Source organism: Duganella alba, from assembly GCF_009674495.1.
In the GTDB taxonomy this organism is placed as follows: domain Bacteria; phylum Pseudomonadota; class Gammaproteobacteria; order Burkholderiales; family Burkholderiaceae_D; genus Rugamonas; species Rugamonas alba.
The window spans coordinates 1-23,560 of the sequence record NZ_WKJN01000049.1 but is presented as its reverse complement, the minus strand read 5'-3'; the positions used below and the strand labels follow the sequence as shown (position 1 = coordinate 23,560).

The window sequence follows — 23,560 nt, the reverse complement described above, 5'->3', positions numbered from 1 at the left end:
CAGTGCCGACATTCGGACACGAGCCCTGCCGTAGCGATCGCTACGGCAGGGCTCGTGTCCGAATGTCGGCACTGACCCCGGTTTTGTTTATTCAGCCAGCTTGCGGCGGAACAGCCAGGTGTTGTCGTTGGAGGCGTCCGGCACGTAGCGGTAACCGTCGATGTCGAACTTCTTCAGCTTTTGCGGATCGGTGATGCCTTTGACGGCCGCGTAGCGCGCCATCAGGCCGCGTGCCCGCTTGGCGTAGAACGAAATAATCTTGTATTTGCCGTTTTTCCAGTCTTCGAACTGCGGCGTGATCACCGGCACATCCAGCAGCTTGGGCTTGACCGACTTGAAATATTCTTCCGACGCCAGGTTGACCAGCGTGTCGGCGCCCTGCTCGCTTGCCTGCCGGTTCAGCGCATCGGTAATGGTCTCGCCCCAGAATTCGTACAGGCTCTTGCCGCGCGCCGTGCTCAGGCGGGTGCCCATTTCCAGCCGGTGCGGGTGGATCAGGTCCAGCGGCCGCAGCATGCCGTACAGGCCGGACAGGATGCGGATGCGCGATTGCGCGTAATCCAGCTGCTGCGGTTTCAGCGTGCGGGCGTCCAGGCCGTCATAGACGTCACCGTTGAAGGTCATCACCGCCTGGCGCGCTTCGCTGGTGTCGCGCGTCCACGAGGCGTAACGCGCCACGTTGAGCGCGGATAAATTATCGGACAGGTCCATCAACTCGCCCAGTTCGGTCGGCGACAGCTCGCGCAGGCGGTTGATCAGCTGTTCGGAATGGTCGAGAAACGATGGTTCGGTGTGCAGCTTGGTGGTGGGCGGCGTCTCCAGGTCGAGACTTTTTGCAGGCGAAAGCACTATCAGCATAAGATTCCAAAAAACATTTTTACATAACTAGCCCACATGATACCTGTTCCAAAGAAACGCATCGTCATCGACACCAATGTTTGCCTCGACCTGTTCGTGTTCAACGATCCGCGCTGGGCGGAGCTGCTGGGCGCCATCGAGCGCGGCGCGGTCGAGGCGGTCACTCGCGCCGACTGCCGCGACGAGTACAACATCGTGCTGCACTACAAGCACCTGCCGCTCGACGACGACAGCCGTCCGCTGGCCGCCGCCCGCTTCGACGCGCTGATCAAGGTGGTGGCGCCGCCGCAATCGGGCGTGCGCCTGCCGGTCTGCACCGACAAGGACGACCAGAAATTCCTCGAAATCGCCCGCGACGCCCAGGCCGAGGTGCTGATCACCAAGGACAAGGCGCTGCTGAAACTGGCCCGCCGCCTGGCCCGCGAAGGCATGTTCAAGGTGATGTTGCCCGAGAAGTGGACTTTGGAGGCATAGCCGCACGCAAGCCGGCACGCTGAGCTAGAATAGGCGATCTGCCAACTACCCAGTCGCCATGAACAGCCGCACCAATCTGCCGATGACGCCTGTCCTGACCACCCGCCTGCCGGCGGTCGGGACCACCGTATTTACCCGCATGTCGATGCTGGCCGCGCAAGCCGGTGCTGTCAACCTGGGCCAGGGCTTCCCTGACTTCGGTTGCGAGCGCAGCCTGCTGGCCGCCGTCAACGACGCCATGCAGGCCGATTTCAACCAGTATCCGATGATGAGCGGCGCGCCGGTGCTGCGCCAGGCCATCGTCGCCAAGATCGCCGCCCTCTATGGCCACCAGTACCACGTGGACAGCGAGATCACCGTCACCGCCGGCGCCACCCAGGCGCTGACCACCGCCATCTTCTGCTGCGTGCATCCGGGCGACGAGGTGATCGTCATCGAACCGGTGTACGACAGCTATGTGCCGGCGATTACGCTGGCCGGCGGCATGCCGGTGTCGGTGGAGATGGAAGTCGGTCCGGCCGGCTACACCGTGCCGTGGGCCAAGGTGGCCGCCGCCGTCAACGGCAAGACGCGCCTGATCATCATCAACACGCCGCACAATCCGACCAGCACCGTGCTGCGCGCCGCCGACATGCAGGCGCTGGCCGACATCGTGCGCGGCACCGACGTGCTGATCCTGTCGGACGAGGTCTATGAGCACATGGTCTATGACGGCCACCAGCACGAGTCCGTCTCGCGCCATGCCGAGCTGGCGGCGCGCGCCTTCGTCGTTTCCAGCTTCGGCAAGACCTACCACGTCACCGGCTGGAAGATCGGCTACGTGGCGGCGCCGGCCGCCTTGATGGCCGAGTTCCGCAAGGTCCACCAGTACAATGTGTTCAGCGTCAACACGCCGATGCAGCACGGCATCGCCAGCTATATGGCCGATCCCAAACCTTACCTGGAACTGCCGGCGTTCTACCAGCGCAAGCGCGATCTGTTCCGCGACGGCCTGAACAACACGCGCTTCGAGTTGCTGCCAGCCGACGGCACCTACTTCCAGTGCGTGCGCTACGATAAAATTTCGACGCAGACGGAAGCCGAATTCGCCGAATGGCTGACCACCGAAATCAAGGTGGCGGCCATTCCCGTGTCGGCGTTTTACCAGCAGGGCAAGGAGTCGGGCATCGTGCGCTTCTGCTTCGCCAAAAAAGATGAGACCCTGGCGCTCGCGCTGGAACGCCTGGGCAAAGTTTAAGATCGGGATTCAACATGTCCGAGAGCACTCAACTAGAGCCGCCGGTGTTTGCGGAAGCCACGCCGTCGGTGCTGCACCAGCTCAACCTGTGCAACCGCCGGCTGGAACGCCTGCTGCACAACCTGCGCAACGAGCACAACGCCGAGGGCGAGATCCGCGACATCGCGGGCGACGTGATCCGCGCGGTGGAGATCAATCCGGACGTGGCGCTGGCCTGCATCTTCCTCAGCCAGATCAACGGCACCTACGCCGTGCGGCACTGTATCGAAACGGCCGTGGTGACGGTGGTGATCGCCCGCAGCATGGGCATGAATCCGGCCAGCACGCTGACCGTGACCGCCGCCGCGCTGACCATGAACGTCGGCATGCTGCGCCATCACGAAGGCTTCCAGAACAAGAACACGCCGCTCGACAGCGAGGAAATGGCCATCGTGCGCCGCCACCCGGCGGAAAGCGCCGACATGCTGCGCGACGTCGGCATCGATGACGACGACTGGATTTCCTGCGTGCTGATGCACCACGAGAACGACGAAGGCAGCGGCTACCCGGCCGGCATCGCCAGCCCGGAGGTGACGCTCAACGCAAAACTATTGAGTTTTGCCGACCGCTACTGCGCCCAGGTGTCGGCGCGCAACTACCGCAAATCCATCCTGCCCAGCCTGGCGCTGCGCAACCTGGTCGAGGACAAGACGGCGCCGGTCGATCCGCACCTGGCCGACTGCTTCCGCCGCGAACTGGGCGATTTTCCGCCCGGCTGCCTGGTGCGGCTGGCCAGCGGCGAAATCGGCGTCATCAGCCGCCGCCAGGGGTGCAGCAACGGACTGCAGGTGCACACCCTGCGCGACGCCGCCGGCGCCATGCTGTCGCCGGCCCAGCCGCGCTGCCTCGATGACGGCCCGCTGACCATCACCGAGGGCCTGACCGAGGATCAGGCCTCGACCCGCTTCAGCATGAAGCAGATCTGGGGCCCCCAGGCCAGCTTATGACTGGCGCGACTTGCGGCGCGCCGCCACCATCACCAGCGTCAGGCCGCTCAACATCAGCAGCCATTCCAGCGGTTCCGGCACCGCCAGAATGTAGCTGAAACCGTATGAGCCGGTGGCCAGGCTGGAATGGATCACCAGATTCTGCATGCCGACACCGAGCGGCCCAAGATCCAGCGCGTGCCCGATGAAGAACTGGTCGGCCTCGCTCTGCGAGTTGAACTCGCCAAAGTAGAGCGACTGACCGTTGTTGCTGATATCCAGGCTGAAGTAACCAAGCGGCGTGGAGTTCACGTCCAGGAATTTCAGCCACAGATGGTCGGCGGCGATACTCTGCTGCCAGCTATGATGCGTCTCCAGCTCGACATAGCCGAAACCCGGACCGTTCGCGGCCTGCACGCCCCCGCCCAGCCCCGCCGCTCCTCCTGCGGTCGCGGTGGCATAGCCGTTGGCGTAGGGGCTTTGCAAGCCCGGCAGGACCAGGCCGAGGCCGCCGAACGACGTTTCGCTGGTGGCGGTGTAGTTGCTGGCGCTAACCACGGACGCATACAACGCGCGCTGGCCGCCGTCAGTGGACGTGCTGTGCGCAATGGTGCTGCCGCCGCCCAGGAGTTCTCCGGTACTGCCAATGGCGACGGCTTTGGCGCTGCCGGCGCCGACGCTGTAGGCCTCGGCCAGCGCGCTGCTGGACATGCCGTCGGCGCTGGCGGTCGCGGTGGCGGAACCGCCCTGCTCCGTGGCGCGCGCGACCGCATGCGCCGTGGCGGCGCCAACCACATAGGTGTAGCCCACCGTGCTGGCATCCGCCCCCACCACCACCTTGCCGCTACCCGATTGGCCGCTGGCGTTGGCGATCGCAGTGCCGTCGGCCGGAAACCGGACGCCGGTTTTGGCGGTCGAGGTCAAACTCACATCGTGCTGGCCGCTGGTGACACCGGTCACCGTGCTGAGCGCAGTCGCCCGCGGACTTTGCCCGACGTAAGGATCGTCAAACACAGCGCCGGCCAGCGCCAGACTGCTGCCGCTCAGATTGCCGCTGCCGCGCAGTCCCAGCGTGGCGGTGCTGTTCCCCGCCGTGGTCGCATCATTGCCGATCGCCTTGACATTGCCGGTGACGCTGGCATGGCCGGCCGCCGGCTGTGCGACGCCGGAGTCCACCAGCAGACTGGCAACGCTGGCGCCGCCGCCCAGGCCGGCATAAGCGGACGACGCCAGGTCCACCGCCTGCGCGCCGCTGGTCAACGCGGTCAGGCTGCTGGTGGCGTTGCCGGCGTTGGGCACGCCCGCGTATAAACCGCCGAAGCTGCCGCCCTGCGCGGTGGCGCTGCCGGCCGCGCCGGCGCCGTGCAGCACGCCGCTGGCGGTGGCGTCGCCGCCATAGCCATAGCCGCTGTCGGGATTGGCCGGCACCACGTTGCCGCCATTGCCGCCGGTGGCCGAAATCGTCGCGTTCGCCGTCCACAGCGCGGTCAGGTCCAGCACCGCGCTGGCGGCGCCGCCATTGCCGCCGCTTAAGGCGCCGTCGCCGCCGTTGCCGCCGGTCGCACTCAGCGTGGCGCTGACATTGCCGGCGCCCGACAGCGTCTGGTTCTTGTTGTCGGCCGCGCCGTTGGCGCCGTGGTCGACGGCGTAAGCCTGGCTGACCGCCGCCGACAGCAGCAAGGGCAGCAATCCTTTTACCGGCAGACGGCGGGTCAGTGCAAAGGCAAGAGTCATAGCATGTTCCTTAAGGTTAAATTAAAAACAATGGCATTGCCGTTATAATAATTCAACGATGGCAGCGCGAATGTACCCGAAGTAGCTATTTATTAACTTTCCCTCTCCCGGAGACCTAGCATGATGCAATCCCAGCCGCAGGGCGCGCGCCGTGCTGTCGGCATGATCGACATGCTGCGGCTCAGTGCGCCGCAGCCGGCCTGGCCGGCGGATGCCGGCACCTTCCTGCTGGCGATCCAGCGGCGCGGCGCCAGCAAGGTGCACCAGCACGGCCGCACCGCGCAATTGGGACCGGGCGACATGGCGCTCTATTCGGCGGCCGACGATTACCGGGTGGAGTTGCAGGCCGCCAGCGAACAGCTGCTGCTGGTGATACCGGCGGCGCCCCTGCGCAGCGCCTGTCCGGAACTGGACCGGCTGACCGCTGTCCGCCTGAAGAATTCGCAGCCGCTGGTGGCGCTGCTCGCCATCATGGCCGACAGCCATTTCCACGCGCCGCACGACCTGCCGCCGTCCGCCGCCGCCCATGCGGCCCACGCGCTGATCGCCACCGTGGCCGGCTGCCTGCTGGCGCTGGAGGAGACGCCGCCGGCCGAGCGCACCCGGCTGTCGCAATACCATTTAAGGCGCATCCGCGAATATGCGCTGGCCCATCTGGGCGATGCGAAACTGTCGGTGGCGCAGGTGGGTGCGGCGCTGGGTTTGTCGGCGGCCCATATCCATCGGCTGTTTGCCGCCGAAACGCAGACCTTTACCGCGTGGTTGTGGGAATCGCGCCTGCGCGCCTGCCAGCAGGCCTTGCGCCAGCAGTCATTGGCGCGGCTGTCGATCAGCACCATCGCCTTTCAGCATGGCTTTGCCCATGCGACGCATTTTTCGCGCGCCTTCCGCGCCCGCTTCGGCGTGACGGCCAGCGCGTGGCGAAATGGCGCCGAGGCTTAACGCGACAGCTGTTCGATTTTTTTGTCGACGAAACTTTTCAGTTCGGGCGTGAGGCCGGCGCTGGCGCGCGCCTGCTTGTAGGCTTCGCGCGCTTCGGGCAGGTGCTGGTCGGCTTGCAGCGAAATACCGAGGCCCATCCACCAGACGGCGTTGCCGGGCGCGAGGCCCAGGGCTTCGCGGTAGTGCTCGGCGGCTTCGGCGTGGCGCTGGTCGCGTTGCAGCACGCCGGCCAGGAAGGCCTGGTAGTCGGCGTTGTTGGTGGCGTAGGGTAAGGTCTTGAGCAGCGTGTCTAGCGCCGGACCGCCTTTTTCCAGTTGCAATCTGGCCAGCACCATCGCCAGGCCGGGCTGGCGCGCATCGATGCCGAGCGCCAGCCGCAGCTGGCGGATGGCGTCGTCGGTGCGGCGGTTTTCCAGCAGCAGGCTGACATAGGTCTGGCGCGCGGCGTCGTTGCGCGGGTCGAGTTCGACCGCCTTGTCCAGGTCGGCCATCGCGGCGCTGACGCGGCCTTCCTGCAAGGCCGCCAGCGCGCGGCGGTAGCTGTTTTCCGACATCTGCTTGGGCGTCAGTTCGCGCAGCACGACACCGTCGGCCGAGGCGGCTGGCGCGCGTGCGGCCTTGCGGGCAGGCGCTGCGGCGACGGTTTCGCCGCCCTCGCCTTCCGCACTGTGCGCGGCGCGCCTGGACTTGGCGGATGCGCGGCTGGTGCCTGGCGCGATGTCGGCATCCGCGTGCGATGGCGCGCCGGCGGTCGAAGCTGCAGCCTCGGCGGCGGCTGGAATGTTGGCGGCTGGCGCGCTGGCATGTGCAGCCGCTTCGGCCACCGGGGCGCCGGCCGGCGCCGGCGCGGCGACCGGCTTGATGGCGGTCGGCGGCTCCTGGAAACGCGGCCGGTCAGGAATGCAGTTATCAACCACCTTCGGCACCGGGCCGGGCGGCGTGCGGTGCGATGTCCAGTACTGCCAGCCGAACCAGCCGCCGGCCGCCAGCACCACCACGCCCAGCGCCGCGCCGCCGAGCACCAGCGGCCGGCGATCACGTTCGACGGCCGGCACCGCCTTCACATCCGGCTGTTCCCCGGCCGCCGTGGCGCCGCCGCGCGCATCCAGATCCTGCAGCATTTTATTAATCAGGCTCATTTGGTCAGCGCCCAGGTCAGGCCGCAAGCGGCGATCAGCAAGCTTACACCGGCGGCCAGCCACGGCCAGCGCAAGCGGCGCGACGGCGTCACCGTATCGCTGGCCGCCAGGTTCACATGACGCCGCGTCACCTGCTGCTTGCCTTCGCCGAAGCACAGCATCAGCGATTTATTGGCCATGATGTTCACCAGGCGCGGAATCCCGCCGCTGGCCTTGTACAGCCGCGAAATCGCCGCCCGGTGGAACAGGCGCCCGCCGGTGTAGCCCGCCACGCGCAGGCGGTGCGCGATGTAATACTCGATATCGTCCCGCGTCAGCGGCCCCAGGTGATAGTGGAAGGTGATGCGCTGCGCCAGCTGGCGGATCGCCGTCGCCTGCAAATGCTGGTTCAGCTCGGGCTGGCCGAACAGCACGATCTGCAACAGCTTGCGCTTTTCCGTCTCCAGATTGGTCAGCAGGCGCAGCGCCTCCAGGCTCTCGGTCGGAATCGCCTGCGCCTCGTCCAGCAGCAACAGCACCTGCTTGCCCTCGCGCGCCAGATCCATCAGGCGTTGCGTGATCGACTTCAGCAGCTGATGTTGATCGACATCCTTTTCCAGCGGCACCTCCAGCTCATCGGCCAGGGCCAGCATCAGCGTGCGCGGTTCCAGATACGGATTCGGAATATACGCGGTGACAAACTCCGGCCCGATCGTCGCGATGAACTTACGGCACAGCAGCGTCTTGCCGGTGCCCACCTCGCCGGTGATCTTGATGAAGCCCTCGCCGCTCTTGGCCGCCACCAGCAAGGTATTCAACGCCTCCTGCGAATGCGGGCTGGTGAAAAAGTAGCTGGTGTCCGGCGTGATGCTGAACGGCGCCTCGCGCAGGCCGAAGTGTTTGCTGTACATGATTAGCGTCCCTTGTTGCGGCCGGGGTCCAGTTCTTTCAGGCGGCGGCCGCTGTCGAGCAGATCCTGGTTCCAGTCGGACGAGGTCTCGACGATGGTCGGCTTGATCAGCACCACCAGCTCGCGCTTCTGCAGCACTTCGCTCTTGCTGCCGAACAGCGCGCCCAGCACCGGCAGCTTGCTGGCGCCCGGCACGCCGGAATTGTCGGTGGTCGTGGCCTGACGCATCAGGCCGCCGATGGCCACCACCTGGCCGTTCTGGCCGCGCACCATGCTGTCCATTTCCGACGTCGACGACGCCGCCAGCGGTAGCGTGAAGTTGCCCAGCGAACCCAGGTTCAAGCCCTTGTTCACGGTCGACACCTGGCTCACCGACGGATGCACGTGCAGGATGATATTGCCATCTTCGTCGATCTGCGGCGTCACGTCCAGCACCACGCCGGAGAAGAACGGTTGCAGCGTCACGGTCGGCGTGGTCACGCCGGTGCCGGTGCCGCTGGTGGTCGTGGTGGTGCTGACGCCGGTGACAAAGAATTCGTCGGTGCCGATTTTCAGCAGCGCCTTCTGGTTGTTCAGCGTGGCGATGCGCGGACTGGACAGCACATGCACGGTGCCCTGTCCTTCCAGGAAGGAAATCAGCGCGGCAAAGTTACTGGTCTGGAAAGCCATGCCGAACAGCGAACCGACCGCATCGGCCGACGCTCCCAGCGTGCTGCCCGGCGAGGCGTTGATGCCGGCCGGGCCGCCGCTGCTCAGTGCGGTGCCGAGCGGCGCCAGCGTGGTGCCGGGCTGCAGCGTGCCGGCCGAGAAGCGGTTGTTGCCGCCGCTGGCGAACTTGCCGAAGGCCGACCAGTTCACGCCGCTCTGGTAATTATTGTTCAGTTCCACTTCCAGGATCTTGGCTTCCAGGATCACCTGGCGGTCGACCGACAGCTGCGTGGCTTTCAGATACATGTCCACATTGCGCAACTCGTCCGGCATGGCGCGGATCACGATTACACCCGACTGCGGGCTGATGGTGACGCTGCGGTTGTCCTTGCCGGTTTCCACCAGCGCTTCCAGCGCCGACTTCAGCTCCTGCCAGAAATCGCTCTCCGAGGTGGTGGAGACGTTGGCGGAGTCGCGCTGGGTCTGGCCGCCGTTCGGATTGTTGGGGTCGTTGCTGCCGTTGTTGTTATTGTTATTATTGTTATTGCCGTTGTTGTTCTGACCGCCGCTATTGCTGGTGCCGGCGTTGGCCACCGAGGTCGACGACACGCGCAGGCTGGACACGCCCTTGCGCTTGGCCGTCAGGTAGTTGACCTTGAAAATCTTGGTCTGCATGGTCAGCGGACGGATGTAGATGCGCGTGCCTTCCACCTTGTAGTCGTAGCCGTACAGCTCGCGCACCGCGTCGAGTGCCTCGAACAGGGTCACGTCCTTCAGGTTGGCGGTGATATTGCCGGTGACCTCGGGATTGATCAGCATGTTGTAGCGCGTGCCGGCCACGATCGAGTTGTAGAACTGCTGCACCGGCACATTGTTGAACGACACATTGAAGCGCTCCTCCAGCACCGCGCGCGCCTTCGGCAACTGGTCGGCCAGCTGCGACACCGGCGGCAGCAAGGCGCTCGCCACGGCGTCGCTCTGGGTGACCACCGCCGGCTTGGCGGCCGCCGCGTTCACTTCGCTGCTGATCTTGTCGTAGGTATCGCGCGTGGACGGCGCACCGCAGCCGCTGAGCAGCAGCGTGGTCACGAGAGCGATGGTCAGGATTTTTTGCATATGCATTCTTCGCGTTTAATAAGCTGCCTTCGGAGCGGCCTGCTTGACATCTTCAGGGAACAAGGTCAGCACTTGCCTGCTCCGGCCGTTTTGCAGCACTACAGAATTCTTGCTGACCTGGACCAGCGTGGCGCCGTGGAACTTCTCGCCCTTGCGGATGGTCTGGCCGTCGATCACCGCCACCTCGCGCCCGTGCGAGCCGATCAGCACCGATTGCAGGCGCGGCCCCTGGTACGCCGGCACATCGGCCTGGCTGGCTGGCAGCAGGCGCGACTCGGGCGGCGGCTGGGTCGGATCGGCCAGCGTTTGTGCGGCGGCGGCGCCGGACAGCAGCAGGCAGGCGCACAGCAGCGGCAGGCGGTTCATAGTTTCATCCATTTCTGATCCAGGCTCAACGTGTACAAGGTCAGCGTCAGGCGCGAGTTCGGATACTGCTCGGCGTCCAGCCGGGCCTTGCCCCAGAACAGCTGCACCGGCAGGGTTTCCAGCGCCTGCATGTAGCTGACCATGTCCAGGTAACTGCCCTGCACCACGATCTCCACGCCATGGCGGTACAACAGCTCGCGCGGCTTGGCGGCTGCCGCTTTGTCGGCCGCTGGGGTGGCGGCAGGCGCGGCTGACTGTACCGATTCGTTCAGGCCGGCCACCGGCAGCGTCTTCATCGACAACAGCTTCAGCCGGCCATTGCCTTGCAACAGATGCTCCAGCAGCGGCGCGATCTTGTCCGGCGCGACCAGGCCTTTTTGCACCGCCATCAGGCTGGAGCTGGTGGCGTCGATCTCATTGCGCACGGCGCCCAACTGCGCGCGGGTGGCGGCGTCGGGATCGGCATTGAAGCCTTGCGCCTTGCCGACGATTTCCATATCGATGCCGGCGATTTGGTTCTGCTGCTGCTTGATCTGGGTGCGCAGCGCGTCCTGCCGCTTCAGCAGCGGCTCGGCCGAAACGGTATAGATCAGGAACAGGATCGCCGCCACCACCGCCGCGAACACCATGGCGCGCTCGCGCAGCGTCATCGCGTCCAGCCGGGTGCTCAACTTGAGCCATTGTTGCTGCGCCATTTGTTTCATTTGGCGGCCTCCTGCACGGCAGTCGATTGCAAGCTGAATTCAACGAACGCCGCTGCGGCCGGCGCCGCGCCCTGTGGCGCCGGCTGCGTTGGCTGGGCGGCCTCGGGCCGGCCGATATTCAGGCTGGAAAAGCTCTTGCCGTGCATGACGCGTTCGCCGGTCAGGCGGGCGATGTAGTTCGGTATCAGTGTCGCCTGCATGGCCCTGCCCTGCACGCCGATATCGTTGCCGGCGCCGCTGATGGTCACGCCGGTCAGCCACAAGCCGCTGACGTTCTGGCGCGAAAACGCGCGGAAGTATTCGGCATAGCCGGCCGTATTGCCCAGCGCGCCGCCTTGCAACACCGACGACACATCGTGCAATGCTTTCAGTTCCGCCTGGGCTTCGGCCAGTTCGGCTGCCAGCCTGACGTCCCTGGCACGCGGCGCGAACTGCGCGTTGGCTTTCACCAGGCGCTGCTCGCGTCCGGCCAACAGGGCCTTGCCTTCATCGGCCTCGCGCTGCAAGTCGGCCACGCGCTGCGCCGCGTACCAGTCCAGCAGCAAGGCGCCGGCGACGATCACGCCCAGCGCCTCGGCCATCGGCAGCGCGGTGAAGATCTTCTTCTGCTTGAGGAAGATCGGATTGAACAGATTGATCTGCTGGCTCACAGACGCACCTCCTCGTGCCGCAGGGCCGCGCCCAGGGTCAGGAAGAAACGCCGCTGCTGCTCGACGTCCTGCAACGCCGGCACTTTGCCGAGGTCGAACACGTCGCCGAGCTCCATCGCCTCCACCGGCATATAGAGATTGCCGGTCAGGTGCTCGTGCAAGCCCTCGGCGCCGGTCGGCGCCAGCAACAGCTTGAGCACGTTGACGAAGGAGAACTGGCGGTCGAAGTGATCCAGCGAGCGTTGCAGCTCCAGCGTGATCTTGTCAAAGTGGATTTGCTGGCGCATCGAATCCCGCTCCAGCAGCTGCTCCAGGGTCACATCGATGCGGCGCGACAGGTACAGCTCGGCCTTGTAGGTGATGGTCAGCAAGCCGCCGTCGGCGTCGAAGGACAACATGGCCAGGCCGCGGCCTTCGGTTTCCAGCAGCGCCGAGATATTCCGCTGCGCCATTTCGGGAATGTCGATCACGTTGAGGTCCAGCTTGACTTCGCTGAACAGCGCCTGGCGCGCCTGGATCACCGTGTTGCGCGCGGCGATGGCGAACATCGAATGGCCGCGCGAGGCGGCGCTGTTGTCGACCGGGATGTCCAGCACGTCGATGGTGGCGTCGTCGATATGGAAGTCGAGCATATCCTTCAAGCGCCAGCGCACGGCGGTCTTGAGTTCGTCCTGCGGCACGTTGGGCGCATCGACCGTCAGCAGCTGGTACTCGCCGCCGCCAAGCATGGTGCCGCAATAATAGCCGCCGGCTTTCAGCTCCTTGCCCAGATGCTCCAGCGCCTCGGGCGAAAAACTGCTGCCGGCCGGATGGAAGGCCGCCACCTCGACGATGGCCTTGGCGTCGCGCACGCGCTGAACGCGGCCCGCACAGATTCCGTCCCTCAAGAAAGTGACAGTCAGCCAGCCATCGGTTTTTTTCGCTCTTTTAAAGAAACCCATATCTCACTACACGAGGTTAACGCGCTAGATGCTTGATTATATTCAACTTACCGACCACTTCATGCTTAAAATGACAACCATTCTGCAAAAATAGCCACATTCCGCCACACCCGCTTACAGCTGCGCCGTCACCCTGCGCTGGACGTAATCCGGCCCCGGCGCGACATTGGGGCAGTTGCCATCGGTCCCAGGCTGGTTGCAGGCGACCGACGTAATCAGGACGTGGTAGGCGGTGGAATCGTTGGTACCGCCGGCAATCCCGTTCACCGCTGGGTCGCAGGTCACGACGACAGTCACTGTGAACGACGACAGGGTATTATCCTTCGGCAGCGCCACATTGATGGGCGGGCCGCAGCCCAGCGAGGTTGATGGCTGTGGCGGCGTGAGCCCGGACTGCAATCCTTTGTACAGCGCCCATTCGACGCCGGCACGCGCCGCCTGATAGGCGCGCACTCCTTGCAAATCCTTGGCCGACGCGTCCTCCTGCGTGGTGGTCAGTGAGACCATCGCCACCGCCAGACCGGCCACCACCACCAGCAGGAAAATCGCGGTGACGATGGCAACGCCTGCCGATTTGCGACGTGGGAATGCGAATCGGCTCATGGCGTGTTGTCCACGTGAATTTGCTGGGCCAGCGTCACCGCCTCCAGGCCGTTGCCGCCCGCCCCCGGCTTGGCCCGCGCCAGCGCGATCGCCAGGCCCACCAGCGCTGCCTGGCGGTTGGCCAGGGCCGTCACCGAGAAATTACATCCCATCACATTGTCGGCCAGCAGCGCGCTTGAGGCGCCGCCGACTGACTTCGGATCGACCTGGACCGGTTTGAAACCATAGTTCCAGTAACGGGTCAAATGGCCTTTGCCACCCGTCGCATCGTTTTCACAGGCAAAGGTCACCGGCGCGCCCGCGACGATGAAGCGTTTGCTGGGCAAAGGACTGACGTGGCCGGCAAACTGATTCCTGACAAGGGTGACGACCTTGCCGGGAACGTTAACCGACTGGACCTGGGACACGTTGTTGGCAAGCTTGTTGCTGGCCACATCGTAAGCATACGCATCGCCATCGGTAAAGCCGGCGCCAAAATTATTGATGATGATGAAGTCGTTATTCGCGATGGCGTAAGGATCCGGCGGCATGGGGCCGACCACCTCAAATTGGGGGTTCGTCTGGGTAAAACTCAGGGCAGGATGGATCGCAGGATCGGCGCCGTCGTCTTCCGCAAGATAACGGCCGCCGGCCTTGCTGGGAATAAATTCCAGGAACGAGGTGTTGCCGGAGGTCGTCAACCGCAGGCTGTTGGGCACCGCGCCGTGGACTTCACGCGCCATGCGGCGCAGGGCAATTTCCGCCACGTCGGTCAGGTCGGCGCGCCCGGCGCTATCGATGTAGCTCTGCACCGGACTGCGGATGAACAACACCATGATGCTGGCCAGAATGGCGGTCAGCACCATGACAATGATCGCTTCGACCAGCGTGAAGCCGCGTGCGCGTTTGCCGATCAGTTGTCTCATCGGGCCTCCGGCGCGTAGCGGGTACGGTAGCCTTCCAGTGTGATGGACTGGCCCGGACCATAGGTAGTGGTGATGGTGATGCGCAGCGCGATCATCGTTTTGGGATCGCTGGCATCGGAATTCAAGCCGCCCAGTCCAGCCACATTGTTCAGCGCCAGGGTGGTCGTAATGCCGTCCAGCGCACTGTTACCCAGCGTGGTGCCAATCGAGCTGGCGCCCAGCGGATTGCCGGCCACGTCGGTGTCGACCTGTTTGCCGGAAGAATCGGTGCCCACAAAAGCACGTTCCGCGTTGCCCAGCTTGTATCCAACGGAGACGTAATCAGTGATGTTGTCATACGGCCGGCTTTTGGTGCCGACCCGCCCGAAAGTCTTGGGGGCGCTCGCGCACCTGGTGGGGTCGGAAGCGCCGGCGCCCTGCTCGGCGATGGTGGCGGTCGCGGCATTGGCGTCGCTGACATCGCACACGGTGAACTGCGCCTGCTGGACTTCTTCCATATACGCCTCGGCAATCAGCATGGCCTGCTTGCGGCGCAGCGGGTCGGCACTGTTTCGGGTGGCCAGGTTCACCACCTGCAAAATGGCGGCTGCCGCGATGCCGACGATGACAATAAAAATCACCAGCTCGACAATGGTCACGCCTTGCTGGCGGTGGGCGCTATGGCACATTTTGCAGATACCCCGTCTCCGGCCAGAGCAGCCACCTGGTGGTGTTGCCGCCGCTGCTGAAGGTCAACGTCATTGCCGTCAAGGCGCTACCGTCCTTGTTGAACGGACGGCCCATCGCATCGAAAGAGAAGAAACCGCCGGCGCCAAATTCAGGCCGGGCGGTCTCGGCGGCGACAGTGACGCCGGTTGGGCGGCCTGTGCACATCCATTGCGGCGCATACGCATTGTTCTGCTGACAGTTGAGTTTGGTTGCGGCGCTGCCGTCGTTGCTGCCGCCTGGGGCGGGCACGATGCCGCTGGCGTCGCACGCGGCATTCGCGCAGACGGCAAAGCTGTTGCCGTCCGAACGCACGAAGACCGGACGATTCCGGGCGACGGCGAGCTTTTGCGCGTAGCGGATGATGGTCTTGGCCTGATCGGCATACGCCCGGTTCTCGAACACCGTCTTACTGAAGAACCGGGAACTGCCTATCGCGCCCAATATCCCCACCAATATGATCACCGTGATTAATTCCACCATCGTGAAGCCGGCGGCGCGGCGCGGAACGAAGGCTGTGTGCACGGTGTCACCAGGCAGGCATTACGCCGCCTTACTGGCAATTAGTGGCATTGGCGTTGACAGTGACTACTGGAGGCACAGTAGCGCTTGCCGCCTGTTTGTATTTAATCCAGCAATTCTCGCCAGCGGCTGCGGAGATGCCTTTTGGACGCACCAGGACTTCGTCGCTAGCTACCGCTGGAGTGGTGCCCGCTACGGCGGTGACAGGACCTACATTAATCGTATAGTCAGTGTCGGTCAAACCCGCCGCCGTGGTAGTGGAGATATCTGCCTTCGGATACGTGAAGACCAGGTTGACGTCCGTCCCCTCCATGGTCGTTTTAGAACCGTCCGCTGCGGTCACGTTAGAGTTATTGACCAGCGCTTGACCGTGCGCCATGGATGACACCGACTTAAGGGAACCTGCTGCCGCATTCAGCGACGCCAGGCGCGCATCACCACCTAAATTGGCAAACTTCGGCAACGCGGTTGCCGCCAGAATGCCAAGGATCACGATCACTACGATCAGCTCGATCAGCGTGAAACCGCCCTGGGCGCGTTGACGGGATGCGATGCTGGCTTGCTTGTTCATTACTCTCTCCAAAACGTCGAAAAATTTGCGCGGATTGCGCTAGTCCTTCTCTTGCTCAAAGGCCACACCTAGAGACTCAGGTGCGCCTGACGGCTTGGCGGGGCTATGGGGCAAGCGGAACAATTTTACCTTGAATTTCAAACGTTTCGTTTCAGCATCTCGAAAAGAATTTCCAAAATTTAACAAATAAATCAGACTTTTATTGCTACGGTCGAAGCACCAGTTGCCTGCGCCGATGTCTTGATCCGAAGGGCTGAACAACGCGCCGGCATAATTGGATGGTTTCACATTTAACAAGTCGAACGGATTTTCTTCGGTCAAAAAGGTTAAATCCTCGCTGCGCCCGGGCAATTTTGCTTGCGCTACCTTAATTTCTAAGGCGGTACGCACATTCGCCACCGTCATCTGCACCGCCGCCTGCTCCGCTTCGCCCTGGTAATACCAGACCCGCTGCAGCAAAAAACCCAGCAAAACGCCTACCACAATTACGGAAACGGTGAACTCCAGCAAGCTCGCGCCCCGTTGTTTCGCAGTCACAAATGTTGCCGATAAAGTCACAATTTTATGCTCAGTGATGCAAGGCGGCCTTGCCCAGATCCCAGATCGGCAGGAAGATACCCAGCGCCAGCACCAGCACCATGATGCCCAGGAATACAATCAGGATCGGTTCGATCTGCGCCGACAGGGTCTTCAACTCGTAATCGACTTCGCGCTCATACATTTGCGCAATCTCGTCCATCAGTTCATCGATGGAGCCGCTCTCCTCGCCCACGGCGATCATCTGCAGCACGATGGGCGTAAACACGCTGGCGGCGGTGGCCGTGCGCAGAATGCTTTCGCCGCGCTCGACACCGTCGCGCATCTGCTCCACGCGCGCGGTCAGGTAGGCGTTGTCCACGGTCTGCGCCACCACCGACAGCGCCTGCACGATCGGCACGCCGCTGCGGCTGGACAGCGAGAAGCTGCGCGCAAACCGCGCCAGCGTCGCCTTCAGGATGATTTTGCCGGCCACCGGGATTTTCAGCTTGAACTTGTCCCACTGGTACAGGCCCTTGGGCGTCGCCACCCAGGCGCGGAAGCCCCACACCGCCGCCGCCAGCCCCACCGCAAACACCGGCCAGTAGCGCACCGAGAAATTGGAGGTGCCGATCAGAATCCGCGTCATCAGCGGCAGCTCGGCGTTAAACTTGGAGAACACGCCGACAAAGGCCGGAATCACGAAGATGTTAACCACCACCATGGCGGCGATCATGGCAAACACCACGAAGCTCGGATAGCGCAGCGCGGTCTTGACACGGTCGCGCATGTCGCGGTCGAACTCCAGGTGGTCGAACAGCCGCAAAAACACTTCCTCCAGCCGCCCGGTCATCTCGCCCACGCGCACCATCGACAGATAAAACGGCGTGAACACCTCCGGATGGCGGCGCATGGCGGCCGACAGCTCGCGACCCGCATCCAGCGACTCGCGCAGATCCTTGAGGACCTTGCCGAACGACTTGCTGACCGCCGATTCCTGCAAGCCCGCCAGCCCGCGCATGATCGGCACGCCGGACTTGAGCAGCGTGTACATCTGGCGGCTGAACAACTGCACGTCCATCGACGTGACCTTTTTTTCCAGCAGCTTGGCCCACCAGGTGTCGCCGTCGGCCACCTTCTTGTTGGTGACGACGATCTCGATCGGCGTCACGCCGGTATTGAACAGCTGGTCGGCCACGGCGCCGCTGTCGATCGCCTCCAGCACGCCTTGCATCAGCTCGCCGCGCGCGTTGCGGCCCTTGTATGCGAAGAAAGGCACGGGCTTAATCCTCGACCTGGTTACTGATGCGCATCGCTTCCGACACCGTCGTGCGGCCCTGCACCACCAGTTGCACCGCATGCCGGCGCAGCGTTTCGCCGGCCATCTGCTGCTGCGCCACTTTCAGGAAGTTGGACGGATCGGGATCGTTGGCCGCGTCCACCACTGCGCGCGTCATCTCCAGCAATTCGTACACGCCGGTCCGGCCGCGATAGCCCATGCCGTTGCAGTGCGAGCAGCCCTTGCCGTGGAAGTAGCGCGCCTTGTCGACCTTGTCGTTCAGTTCCAGGCTCAACCATTCACGTTCGGTCGGCGTCGGCTCATACGGCGTGGTGCAGCTTTCGCAGATCACCCGCACCAGGCGCTGCGCCAGCACCGCCTGCAGCGAGCTGCCGACCATGTAGCGCGGCACGCCCATGTCCATCAGCCGCAGCGGCGTGCTGACGGCGTCGTTGGTGTGCAGGGTCGACAGCACCAGGTGGCCGGTCATGGCGGCGCGCAGGCCGATGGCGGCGGTTTCCTGGTCGCGCATCTCGCCGACCAGCACAATGTCCGGGTCTTGCCGCAGCGCCGAGCGCAGCACGCGGGCGAAGTTCAGGTCGATCTTGTCGTTGACCTGCACCTGGTTGATGCCGGCCAGCCGGTACTCGACCGGATCTTCCACGGTAATCAGCTTTTTCTCGACCGAGTTCAGCTCGGACAGCGCGCAATACAGCGTGGTGGTCTTGCCGGAACCGGTCGGCCCGGTCACCAGCACCAGCCCGTTCGGACGCTGGACGATGGCGCGGAACTTCTCCAGCAGGCCGCGCGGCATGCCGATCGCGTCCAGCTTGAGCTGCGTGCCGCTCTGGTTCAGCAGACGCATCACCACCGATTCGCCGTACTGGGTCGGCATGGTCGAGATACGCACGTCGATGCGCTGGTTCTTGACGCGGACGGCAAAGCGGCCATCCTGCGGCAAACGCTTTTCCGAAATATCCAGATCCGACATCAGCTTCAGGCGCAGCGCCAGCGACGGCGCGATCTTGATATCGGACTCGGTTTGCAGGTGCAGCACGCCATCGATGCGGAAGCGGATCTGCAGCCGGCCTTCCTGCGGCTCGATGTGGATATCGGAGGCGCGCACCTGGGCCGCGTCGTCAAACACCGATTGCAGCAGCTTGACCACCGGCGCTTCCTCGACGTTGGGATTGGCCGCCGCCAGCGCGCCGAAGTCGACCGACACGTCGCCGAGATCCTGCTCCAGCTCGCGCGCCAGGTCGGAAATGTCCTCGGTGCGGCGGTAGATGCGGTCGATCGCCGCCACCACCTCGGTCTCGTTGACCACCGCCAGTTCGATATCCTGGCGCACGATGCGGGCGATCTCGTCGTAGGCAAACAGGTCGGTCGGGTCGGACATGCCGACCAGCAGCGAGCCGCGCCGGTCTTCCAGCACCAGCGCGCGGAAGCGCCGCGCCTGGGTTTCCGGCAGCAGCCGGACGATCTCGGGATTGATGTTGAAAAACTTCAGGTTCAGATACGGGATGTTGAGCTGCCGCGCCAGCGCGCCGGCGATCTGTTCCTCGGTAACATAGCCGTTTTCGACAAAGACGCGGCCCAGCTTGCGTCCGCTGCGCTTCTGATCGGCCAACGCCAGGCCCAGTTGCTCCTCGGAGAGCAACTTTTGCTGCACCAGAATTTCACCCAACCGCACTTTTTCTGGTCTGGACATAAGCGCTCCTTGTCAATTGTCACCAAAACTTGCGGCCATTCTATGACAGATGGGCCTGCGGAGCGAGCTAAGGTGTCGCTTTCTTCAGACGGATGCGCTACAGTGTGGCTCGTTTCTTTCGTCCATGTTATCCATGACCGTTCCGGCCCTGCGCTTCCAGCAAGTTGTCAAACGCTACGGCGCGGCCAGCGTGCTGCGCGGCGTGGACCTGGAATTGCGCGCCGGCGAATGCTTCGGCCTGGTCGGCGTCAACGGCGCCGGCAAGACCAGCCTGATCAAGTGCCTGCTGGATTTTTGTGCACTCGACGGCGGCAGCATCGACATCTTCGGCCAGCCGCACCACCAGCCGGCCTCGCGCCAGCCGCTGGGCTTTTTGCCCGAACGCTTCACGCCGCCCTACTATCTGACCGGCGCCGATTTCATCCGCTACCTGCTGACCTTGCAGGGACTGCCCTACCAGCCTGAAGCCGTGGCGGCGATGCTGGCCGCGCTGGACCTGGACGCGGACGCCCTCAAACGGGCGGTGCGCAGCTATTCCAAAGGCATGACCCAGAAGCTGGGCCTGGCCGCCTGCCTGCTGGCGCGCAAGCCGCTGTACGTGCTGGACGAGCCGATGAGCGGCCTCGACCCGAAAGCGCGGGCCCTGTTAAAAGAACAGTTGCGCGCACTGCACCGCGCCGGCAGCACGCTGTTCCTGACCTCGCACGCGCTGGCCGACGTCGACGAACTGTGCGACCGCATGGCCATCCTGCACGACGGCAGTATCCGCTTTGCCGGCACCCCAGCCGCATGCCGCGCCCACTACGGCGCCGCGACCCTGGAACAGGCCTTCCTGGCCTGCATCGCGTGAGCCAGGCCATGTACCAGTCCCACTTCGGCCTGCGCGAGTCGCCATTTAATATCACGCCCAATCCGGCCTTCTTCTATTCAGGCAACGAGCGCGGCGATATTCTGGACGCCATGCTGTACGCGGTCGGCCACGGCGAAGGCATCATCAAGGTGACCGGCGAGGTCGGCGCCGGCAAGACCATGCTGTGCCGCATGCTGGAAAGCCGCATGCCGCCGCACATCGACGTCATCTACCTCGTCAATCCCAACCTCGATCCGCTGGAAGTGCAGCACGCCATCGCCGCCGAACTGGGGCTGGCCTCGCACGGCCTGCGCGCCGACGAAGTCCAGCGCAGCCTGCATGGCGAGCTGATCGCGCGCCATAGCGCCGGCCGCCAGGTGGTGCTGCTGGTGGAGGAAGCGCAGGCCATGCCGCTCGACACGCTGGAAGCGATCCGCCTGCTGACCAACCTGGAAACCGCGCGCAGCAAGCTGCTGCAGATCGTGCTGTTCGGCCAGCCCGAGCTGGACCAGAACCTCGATCTGTCCAGCATGCGCCAGTTAAAGGAACGCATCACCCACAGCTTCCACGTGCCGCCGCTGCCGGCCGCGCTGACCGGCGATTTCCTGGCCCACCGGCTGCGCGCGGCCGGCCATGACGGCGGCGCCGTGTTCAGCCCGGCCGCCGCGCGCCTGATCGCCGAGGCGTCCGCAGGCATTGTCCGCCGCATCAACATTTTGGCCGACAAGGCGCTGCTGGCCGCCTTTGCCGACGACGCCGAGGTGGTCGACGCCAGACATGCGCGCCTGGCCATCGCCGAGTCGCCGTTCGGCCGCCGGCGCGGCCTGGCGGCACACTGGGGCGGCGCCGTGGATAGGCAAGCTGTTGCGCGGGCGTGTTTGTTGCTCCTGATAATTGCGGTAATTTGCGGGGCCATCCTTGCGGTGGCACGAAATTTGTAAGATCATGCTATTCATAATTGCAAAAGCACAACAAAAACAACAACTTCCTGCATCACCCCTGGGCCGGAAAGAAACGATGAACAAATTCAGCTCCCCTCTCGCCCCCCTGGTTTGCAGTGTATTGCTGAGCGCTTGCGCCAGCCATGGCATTCCCAATTCGCCCGCGCACCTGAGCGAGCCGCCGGTGCCGGCCGGTTCGATTCCGGAGCCGGTGCAGCAAAGCGTGGCGCTGCCGCCGCCGAAGCCGGCCGCCAAGGTGGAAACCTTCAGCGTCACGGTGCACAAGGTGCCGGTGCAGTCGCTGCTGTTCGCGCTGGCGCGCGACGCCGGCATGAACGTCGACGTCCATCCCGGCCTGGAAGGCACGGTCACGCTGAATGCCCTCGACCAGACGCTGCCGCAGCTGCTGACCCGCATCCAGCGCCAGGTCGACATGCGTTATGAAATCAACGGCAACACGCTGACGGTGCTGCCGGACTCGCCGGAATGGCGCAATTACAAGGTCGATTACGTCAACATCGCGCGCAGCACCACCAGCAGCGTGAACATCGCGACGCAGATTTCCACCACCGGCGCCAACGGCGGCAGCGACAACGGCCAGGGCCAGTACCAGCAGTCGGTGCAGAACAACACGCAGCAGCAGGCCATCGGCGCCAACGGCCAGCCGATCCAGCAACAACAGCCGCAGCAGTACAACAACGGCGCGCAGGGCAACGGCAGCAACAACTCCACTACCGCGGTCACCAACCGCTCGGATAACAATTTCTGGTTCAACCTGGAAAAGAATATCCGCGACATGCTGCGCGCCTCCAATCTCAGTGACGAGCCGGTCAATCCGCTGGCCGGCCAGCAGAACGCCCAGCAGGGCGGACCCGGCGTCTTCCAGCCGCAACAGCCGGCCCAGGACGCGGTCAGCGCCAAGGTCAGGAGCTCGGTGATCGTCAATCCCGAGGGCGGCCTGATCGCCGTGCGCGCCACCGCGCGCCAGCATGAAAAAATCCAGCAGTTCCTCGACGTGGTGCTGGGCGCGGCCAAGCGCCAGGTGCTGATCGAGGCGACCATCATCGAGGTCAAGCTGAGCGACTCCTATCAGCAGGGCATCAACTGGAAGTCGATCGGCAAGGGCGGCCTGACGCTGACCCAGCAACAGGTCGGCGGCACCACGTTGCCGAGCGGCGTCAATCCCGGCACGACCGCCGGCGTGTTCGTGCTCAACTACACCAACCCGACCAGCCGCCTCGGCGACATCGCCACCACGATCCAGCTGCTGGAGTCGTTCGGCAAGGTGAAAGTGCTGTCGAGCCCGAAAATCAGCGTGCTGAACAACCAGACCGCGCTGCTGAAGGTGGTCGACAACAACGTCTTCTTCACCATCAAGGTGACGCCTGCCGTGCTCAATTCCAGCGGCGGCGTCAGCACGCCTGCGACCTATGAATCGCACCTGGAAACCGTGCCGGTCGGCTTTGTGATGAGCGTGACGCCGCAGATTTCCGACAACGACGAGGTGACGCTGAACGTGCGGCCAACCATCACCCGCGTGGTGGGCGTGGTGAAAGACCCGAATCCGGCGCTGGGCTCGGTGGTCAGCAACATCCCCGTGATCCAGGCGCGCGAGCTGGAATCCATCATGAAGGTGAACAGCGGCCAAATCGCCGTCATGGGCGGCTTGATGCAGGATTCGATGGACAACGCCAAGGATGGCATTCCGCTGTTGAGCAGCATTCCGCTGGTCGGCAACCTGTTCTCCTACCGCAACGAAAACAGCACCAAGACCGAGCTGGTGATTTTCATGCGCCCGGTGGTGGTCAAGGACGCCAGCGTCAACGGCGATTACAAGGATTACCGCTACATGCTGCCGGGGCAGACGCCGGACACTGAACCGTACCCTGTTCCGAAGGCGAATGGATCATGAGTCTACTAATGCAGGCGCTCAAGAAAGCGGAGCGCGCAAAACAAAACTCGGTTGCCGATGAGGAGCTGGACAAGCCGTCGGAGGAATTCGACCAGATCCTGGCGCTGACGCCGGAACCGGCGCCGCCGCGCATGAGCCGGCCGGCCGCCGCGGCGGACTTCAGCCTGGCGCCGATGGATGGCCTGAGCCTGGAGCCACTGGCGCCGCCGGTGGCCGCCGCCGAGGCGCCACGTCCGTCGCCCAGCCCGCTGCCAGCCGCCAGCGATCACAGGGAACCTGGCCTGACGATGGACCTGGCGCTCGATCCGATCGCCGCGCCGCCGGCGCCGGCGCCTGCCGCCGCTCCGGCAGGCATTGCACCAGCCGAGGCCACCGGCTCGCC

At 64.1% G+C, this 23,560-nt stretch carries 24 protein-coding genes and 1 pseudogene; 8 read left to right on the top strand and 17 right to left on the bottom strand.

What is annotated here, in order from left to right:
- Positions 1–87 precede the first annotated feature (87 nt).
- Positions 88–858, bottom strand: a complete 771-nt coding sequence (yaaA, locus tag GJ695_RS27725; protein ID WP_154370329.1) for a peroxide stress protein YaaA — start codon at positions 856–858, stop codon at positions 88–90.
- A 36-nt stretch (positions 859–894) separates the two neighbouring features.
- Between yaaA and GJ695_RS27720 the strand changes: the two genes are divergently transcribed.
- Genes GJ695_RS27720 through GJ695_RS27710 form a run of 3 tightly spaced genes read left to right on the top strand, consistent with a single transcriptional unit; the run spans position 895 to position 3,555 of the window.
- Positions 895–1,332: a putative toxin-antitoxin system toxin component, PIN family gene (locus GJ695_RS27720; protein WP_154370328.1), complete on the top strand. Its 438-nt coding sequence runs from the start codon at positions 895–897 to the stop codon at positions 1,330–1,332.
- 58 nt (positions 1,333–1,390) lie between these two features.
- On the top strand, positions 1,391–2,569 hold the full coding sequence (locus GJ695_RS27715) for a pyridoxal phosphate-dependent aminotransferase (protein WP_154370327.1): 1,179 nt from the start codon (positions 1,391–1,393) through the stop codon (positions 2,567–2,569).
- Between the two features lie 14 nt (positions 2,570–2,583).
- On the top strand, positions 2,584–3,555 hold the full coding sequence (locus GJ695_RS27710; protein WP_154370326.1) for an HD-GYP domain-containing protein: 972 nt from the start codon (positions 2,584–2,586) through the stop codon (positions 3,553–3,555).
- Here GJ695_RS27710 and GJ695_RS27705 read toward each other — a convergent pair.
- Positions 3,550–5,268, bottom strand: a complete 1,719-nt coding sequence (locus GJ695_RS27705) for a hypothetical protein (protein WP_154370325.1) — start codon at positions 5,266–5,268, stop codon at positions 3,550–3,552. The genes GJ695_RS27710 and GJ695_RS27705 overlap by 6 nt on opposite strands.
- A 120-nt stretch (positions 5,269–5,388) precedes the next feature.
- Between GJ695_RS27705 and GJ695_RS27700 the strand changes: the two genes are divergently transcribed.
- Positions 5,389–6,210, top strand: a complete 822-nt coding sequence (locus GJ695_RS27700; protein WP_154370324.1) for a helix-turn-helix domain-containing protein — start codon at positions 5,389–5,391, stop codon at positions 6,208–6,210.
- On the opposite strand, the gene GJ695_RS27695 is transcribed toward GJ695_RS27700, so the two are convergent.
- The 15 genes from GJ695_RS27695 to GJ695_RS27625 all read right to left on the bottom strand — a co-directional run bounded on the left by GJ695_RS27695 (position 6,207) and on the right by GJ695_RS27625 (position 19,475).
- Positions 6,207–7,349: a tetratricopeptide repeat protein gene (locus GJ695_RS27695; protein ID WP_154370323.1), complete on the bottom strand. Its 1,143-nt coding sequence runs from the start codon at positions 7,347–7,349 to the stop codon at positions 6,207–6,209. The two genes, GJ695_RS27700 and GJ695_RS27695, sit on opposite strands and share 4 nt — an antisense overlap.
- A complete protein-coding gene (locus tag GJ695_RS27690) occupies positions 7,346–8,239 on the bottom strand; it encodes an ExeA family protein (RefSeq protein WP_154370322.1) in 894 nt (297 codons plus the stop codon). Before GJ695_RS27690 ends, GJ695_RS27695 begins: the two co-directional genes overlap by 4 nt.
- A 2-nt stretch (positions 8,240–8,241) precedes the next feature.
- Complete coding sequence (mshL, locus tag GJ695_RS27685) at positions 8,242–10,002, bottom strand: pilus (MSHA type) biogenesis protein MshL (RefSeq protein WP_154370321.1); 1,761 nt, start codon at positions 10,000–10,002, stop codon at positions 8,242–8,244.
- Positions 10,003–10,017: 15 nt separating this feature from the next.
- Positions 10,018–10,380: a hypothetical protein gene (locus GJ695_RS27680; RefSeq protein WP_154370320.1), complete on the bottom strand. Its 363-nt coding sequence runs from the start codon at positions 10,378–10,380 to the stop codon at positions 10,018–10,020.
- Positions 10,365–11,072, bottom strand: coding sequence for a type II secretion system protein GspM (locus GJ695_RS27675; RefSeq protein WP_229260672.1), 708 nt, complete (start codon positions 11,070–11,072; stop codon positions 10,365–10,367). Before GJ695_RS27675 ends, GJ695_RS27680 begins: the two co-directional genes overlap by 16 nt.
- Positions 11,069–11,722: a hypothetical protein gene (locus GJ695_RS27670; RefSeq protein WP_166455353.1), complete on the bottom strand. Its 654-nt coding sequence runs from the start codon at positions 11,720–11,722 to the stop codon at positions 11,069–11,071. The genes GJ695_RS27675 and GJ695_RS27670 overlap by 4 nt, the downstream gene beginning before the upstream one ends.
- Positions 11,719–12,573, bottom strand: a complete 855-nt coding sequence (locus GJ695_RS27665) for an agglutinin biogenesis protein MshI (protein WP_371866618.1) — start codon at positions 12,571–12,573, stop codon at positions 11,719–11,721. The genes GJ695_RS27670 and GJ695_RS27665 overlap by 4 nt, the downstream gene beginning before the upstream one ends.
- Before the next feature lie 204 nt (positions 12,574–12,777).
- Positions 12,778–13,266, bottom strand: a complete 489-nt coding sequence (locus GJ695_RS27660) for a pilus assembly PilX family protein (RefSeq protein ID WP_154370318.1) — start codon at positions 13,264–13,266, stop codon at positions 12,778–12,780.
- Positions 13,263–14,171 (bottom strand): type II secretion system protein, encoded by a 909-nt coding sequence (locus GJ695_RS27655; RefSeq protein WP_154370317.1) that lies wholly within the window; start codon positions 14,169–14,171, stop codon positions 13,263–13,265. The genes GJ695_RS27660 and GJ695_RS27655 overlap by 4 nt, the downstream gene beginning before the upstream one ends.
- Positions 14,168–14,839 (bottom strand): type IV pilus modification PilV family protein, encoded by a 672-nt coding sequence (locus tag GJ695_RS27650; protein WP_154370316.1) that lies wholly within the window; start codon positions 14,837–14,839, stop codon positions 14,168–14,170. Before GJ695_RS27650 ends, GJ695_RS27655 begins: the two co-directional genes overlap by 4 nt.
- The gene (locus GJ695_RS27645) at positions 14,829–15,401 is read right to left on the bottom strand and encodes a pilus assembly FimT family protein (RefSeq protein ID WP_154370315.1); all 573 of its coding nucleotides are present in this window, start codon (positions 15,399–15,401) and stop codon (positions 14,829–14,831) included. Before GJ695_RS27645 ends, GJ695_RS27650 begins: the two co-directional genes overlap by 11 nt.
- Before the next feature lie 28 nt (positions 15,402–15,429).
- The gene (locus tag GJ695_RS30545; RefSeq protein ID WP_154370314.1) at positions 15,430–15,969 is read right to left on the bottom strand and encodes a pilus assembly FimT family protein; all 540 of its coding nucleotides are present in this window, start codon (positions 15,967–15,969) and stop codon (positions 15,430–15,432) included.
- Between the two features lie 39 nt (positions 15,970–16,008).
- Positions 16,009–16,479: a hypothetical protein gene (locus tag GJ695_RS27635; protein ID WP_154370313.1), complete on the bottom strand. Its 471-nt coding sequence runs from the start codon at positions 16,477–16,479 to the stop codon at positions 16,009–16,011.
- A 58-nt stretch (positions 16,480–16,537) separates the two neighbouring features.
- The gene (locus GJ695_RS27630) at positions 16,538–17,764 is read right to left on the bottom strand and encodes a type II secretion system F family protein (protein WP_166455351.1); all 1,227 of its coding nucleotides are present in this window, start codon (positions 17,762–17,764) and stop codon (positions 16,538–16,540) included.
- A 4-nt stretch (positions 17,765–17,768) separates the two neighbouring features.
- On the bottom strand, positions 17,769–19,475 hold the full coding sequence (locus GJ695_RS27625) for a GspE/PulE family protein (protein WP_154370311.1): 1,707 nt from the start codon (positions 19,473–19,475) through the stop codon (positions 17,769–17,771).
- Positions 19,476–19,608: 133 nt separating this feature from the next.
- Between GJ695_RS27625 and GJ695_RS27620 the strand changes: the two genes are divergently transcribed.
- The 4 genes and pseudogenes from GJ695_RS27620 to GJ695_RS27605 all read left to right on the top strand — a co-directional run.
- Entirely contained in the window at positions 19,609–20,325 is a 717-nt protein-coding gene (locus GJ695_RS27620) for an ABC transporter ATP-binding protein (protein ID WP_154370310.1), read from the top strand.
- An 8-nt stretch (positions 20,326–20,333) separates the two neighbouring features.
- Positions 20,334–21,266 (top strand): ExeA family protein, encoded by a 933-nt coding sequence (locus tag GJ695_RS27615; protein ID WP_154370309.1) that lies wholly within the window; start codon positions 20,334–20,336, stop codon positions 21,264–21,266.
- Positions 21,267–21,342: 76 nt separating this feature from the next.
- Complete coding sequence (mshL, locus tag GJ695_RS27610) at positions 21,343–23,178, top strand: pilus (MSHA type) biogenesis protein MshL (RefSeq protein WP_154370308.1); 1,836 nt, start codon at positions 21,343–21,345, stop codon at positions 23,176–23,178.
- A pseudogene (locus GJ695_RS27605) lies at positions 23,175–23,560 on the top strand (tetratricopeptide repeat protein); the annotation flags it as partial. The gene mshL (GJ695_RS27610) and the pseudogene GJ695_RS27605, both read left to right, overlap by 4 nt.